The sequence below is a fragment of the Coprobacter fastidiosus genome (assembly GCF_982245605.1).
The window spans coordinates 1-4,631 of sequence record NZ_CEVCIF010000074.1; the positions used below are offsets into that span (position 1 = coordinate 1).

Sequence of the window (4,631 nt, forward strand, 5' to 3'; positions counted from 1 at the left end):
TATTGTCAATATTGCCATTCGCGCTGCTTACAGAGGATTCGATCTATTTACATACAAATGCGACAATCATTATATCGACTATATTTCAGGGCATTCATTCAATACCGGAATTCGTGTAGGCGGAGGATCGGAAAATGGAAAGATATGCAATCTACAATACAATCCGATCTGCTATACAAACGGTTATGAATCGAAATTCGGCAGTTTCCCAAATTCCGTAAAAGAATATGGAGATATTGCCGGAAATTATTGTTTCGATAATTTCGACTGGTTGGTTTTAGGCGATTGTAAAAACGAACTGTTATACAATAATTTTGCTTTCGGAGGACAACGAGGGGTAATATTCTCTCAGGATAATGGAAAAGGGCCTCAAGGAACAAGTGTCGGATTAGGAATCGACGGAGCACGCAGAAGTATGTATTTTGGAGGAATGTCTCCTGAAGGGTTTGAACTCATAAACACGCAAGTAGTAGCAGTCGCTAAAGGCTCATCTGATCTTTCAAACACAAAATATCTCGAACTCTCAAGTGATTTCACCGGTGGAGAAGCGACTTTATTCAATTCCGACTATTGGGGTAGCGCCAAACAAAGTATTTTAGCAGAAAACGGGACAATAAATTTATATAACGCATGGTTTCAATCTCCCGGAGAGAATCATTTTGCCGATTTGAAAGGAGGAACTATAAATATCGTCAATTCAAATATATCTACTAAAAATCCATTATTGACAAATGGCAGCGAAGCACATCTTTCGATCCAATCTTCTGTTGTCGATCCTTACAATAGCAACACAGACAATTGTATCCTCTGGAAAAATAACTTAGCGAATACGCCCGAACTAGCCGATGTCGAGATGTTGGACAGGAGCGGATGGATAGCTTCGGGATCTAAGAATAACGGCGATGCAAAAAACGCTATAGATGGAAAAGATGATACCCGATGGACCAGCGGACCGCAAAAAGAGCCGGGAGACTGGTTTAAAATAGATATGCGGAGTCCTCAAAAATTCAATACGATTATTCTGGACACATCGAAAAGCCCGAATGACTCTCCGGCAAAATATGAGCTGTATGTTTCTAATGACGACCTTACATGGGGAGAACCCGTTGCAAGCGGTGTAGGCGGAGGAACATTGACGATTATTAATATGCCGACACAAGATGCCCGGTATTTTAAAATAATACAAACCGGAGATACCAAAACAAATTATTGGTCGATATATGAATTAAAAGTAATCTACAATAGCACAGAAACCGGAATAGAAACATATACTCAAAACGAGGGTAATGTCTATTGTACAAACGGAAATATTCACTTAAAAGGATTTTCCGGCACAAGTAAAATATCGATTTATAATCTTGAAGGGAAAAAAGTTTATTCTGTGAAAACAGATACGAACTATATAAAATCAGGACTTACTCCGGGTATATATATTATACACATACAAAATGAAGAAAAACAATTCAGAGGGAAACTGAACATACAATAAAATAAACTGCAAATCAAGAGCAGAAACAATAAATTTATTCGATCCGGAACGTAATCGTTTAATCTTGATTTTATTAGAACAAGAAATAAGACATGATAAAATAACCAATTGCAGAGAATAATATGCGGTTGGTTATTTATTTGAACGATTATCTAAAATCAACACATCAGTCTATCTAAATTCTGCACAAACATTTTGAGTACTGTTTCAAGTATTTGTATTCCAATAAGAAACATACGGACTACCAAACAGTAAAATAGACAAAAAAAGAAAAGCAAAAAATTCTGAATATATAATTTTATCGGAAATCTTAAACAGATTAAACATTGCATTGCACTAAAAAATACACCCCAAAGTTTTTTTGTCTAACTTTTGGGGTGCTGAACATCTTGAATCTCGTATTTTTAGTATGAAATAAAACAAAAAGTGATTCGCAATATTAATCCATAAATCTCAACAACAAGAACAACATCCAATTCATGAGATCACAATTTAAAAGGATGAGGCTTTACATAAATTTTAAAATCCCTGATTCCACCGGGAACTTCACTCTCCATACGAGGCAAATACTGAATTCCGGTTAATGTATAAACTGCTCCTAAGTCAATGACTACGGAATGAGGATAATCAATCCCCGCAACAGTACTCCAATAAGTAGATTCCTGCAAATCGAAAATTTTATCTGCCGAACGATTGACATGCGACACATCCTCACTATCGGCATAAGTTACAATCCACGGTTCACGAGAAAGTCGTTCACCATTTTCAGTCAATACATGCATTTCTGCAATACAAGCAAGTTCTTTCCCATCTTGGGCATTCAATGCTTCTAAACAAATATAACGACCTGTAACAGGTTTATCAAATTTTATTTCTTGCCAGCCATTTCCCGATTTAAAACATCCTGAAAAAACAGGAGATTCATTCGAAAGATTCAAGTTTTCACCCTTTTTACGATGCGTAAGCGGCTTTTGAACAAGCAATTGATCCAAAAGCGGCTTATCCAAACCTTCAGATTTCGCATCTTTAGGACCGATAATATCAAAAACGAGGATTTCATTCTCTCCTTTCTTCAACCAACAACCCGGAACATAAAGCGTCTGTTGCGGACCGATTTCCCAGATGCGCCCTAATGCATAACCGTTGACATAGACCAGTCCCTTACCCCACGTCTCGAAATTCAAAAAGGTATCGCCTAGCTTTTTCACTTGAAAAGTCGCCCGATAACAACCCGGAATACGCTGACCGTATTTATCTTTTAACGACCGTATCGGGTGGAATTTCATTTTTTTATAAAATTCATAGGAATCTTCAATATTGAAAACTTCCCAATTCTTTAAATCGCAAGTAAAAGGATACCCATCTATATTTATAGAAAGCTCCACATTTTTCGTAATACCTTTATAATCTTTAATTGCTCGTCCGAAATTAATACGTCCCATAGCCTCTACAAGAATATCAAGCTGTGTTCCTTTCGGACATGCTGGTAAAGTAAGTTGTTTTTCTCCGTTACGGCGATCTAATTTCCCGATATATTTACCATCGATAAAGATCTGTGCATAATCATGCGCCTCATTTACCGTAAGTTGTGCAGAAGAGGTTATTTCCGGTAAAATCGTACGATAAAGAATCGTACCGAATCCTTGATCATACTCTTCCATAGTGCGAATGTTTTTATCTTTTTTGGATATCGGTAAATTTGCAAATAACGGAGCGACTTCTGTAAATTGAAAAGCAGGAATACTAACAGATTTGATCATATCCGGCACTTTCGTCTGTTTCTCCCCATTCATATATTTTCCCAATGTTTTCCGTAACGCCCAATATTTGGGTGTAGTTTGCCCCGATTCGCTAATAGGGGCATCATAATCATAAGAAGTAACATCAGGGGCAAATCCCGGAGAGTTTGCTCCTGCCCAATGCCCCCAATTAGTTCCCCCGTGGGTCATATAGAGACTAAACGAAATGCCTTTCGACAGCATCTCGTCAATACCAGCTATCATGTCCGAAGCCGGTCGGGTTTCATGGTTAGCACCCCATTTATCGAACCAACCACTCCAAAACTCACTGCACATCAACGGGCTATCGGGACGAAGCTTTTTCAATCCTGCAAATTGCTGATCGATATTAGCACCCGTGCCGAAATTTATAGTCCAAAGTAAATCCGGCAAAGCATTTTTGGTAAAATTTGATGCCCAGTCACACTGAAATAATGTTACATCTCCAAAATTAGTACGTACAATATCACGTATCAGAGATACATATTCTTTACTTTCTCCGTAAGACCCGTATTCATTTTCTACCTGGACCATAATGATAGGTCCTCCATTCTGAATGGTCAATCCGCCAACTTGTCGTGCAACTTCCTGTTCAAATATATTTACGCGTTCTATAAAATACGGATCTGCTTCTCTCAGGCGTATATCTTTTTTCTTAAGTAACCACCAAGGTAATCCGCCCATCTCCCACTCGGCACAGACATACGGACCCGGACGTAAAATGACATACATATCATTTTGCTGACACAGCCTACAAAATGCAGCCAAATCATTTTGCCCGGTAAAATCAAACTCTCCCGGTCGAGGCTCATGCAAATTCCAAAACACATAGAGACATATCGTATTCATACCAAGAGCTTTACAAAGCTTGATGCGCTGTTCCCAATATGGTTTCGGTATGCGAGGGTAATGTAATTCTGCCGCTTTTATGATAAAAGGCTTACCGTTCAATAGGAAAGTACCTTTCCCAACTTCAAAGCCAGATCGAGGCATTTCACCTTTTCGAATTTCATCATTTACATTAAATTTATCTTCATGGCAAACCTCGTATCTATAAACTGTATTCTTTGGGTTTTCCTCTCTTGACACCACAAAATCACTGACTAAACTATTCTTTGCCTCTATCACAAAGAGATTGCACACAATTCCAAACAATAAACTCAAAAATATATTTCTCATACAACCAGTATTAGATATACAAATCTATGATTTTTTAAAATGCAAATGTAAATGAAAGGGGGAAAAGAAAAGGAATAGAAATATTTCAAAAAAGATCAATTTTAAATCAAAATCCAAGACTCACAAACAAAAAAAGGGGCTGTCCAAAAAGTCGGATAGCCCCTTTTGCTATTGTTTATTTCGGT

Annotated in this window: 2 protein-coding genes; one reads left to right on the forward strand and one right to left on the reverse strand. The window is 37.7% G+C overall.

Translation table 11 applies throughout. The features are described 5' to 3' along the window. Positions 1-1,489, forward strand: a 1,489-nt coding sequence (locus AC0UMU_RS13110) for a discoidin domain-containing protein (RefSeq protein ID WP_473979950.1), incomplete at its 5' end; no start/stop codon positions are given. Between the two features lie 485 nt (positions 1,490-1,974). Here AC0UMU_RS13110 and AC0UMU_RS13115 read toward each other — a convergent pair. Further along, positions 1,975-4,446, reverse strand: a complete 2,472-nt coding sequence (locus AC0UMU_RS13115) for a beta-galactosidase (protein ID WP_278714591.1) — start codon at positions 4,444-4,446, stop codon at positions 1,975-1,977. Positions 4,447-4,631 lie beyond the last annotated feature (185 nt).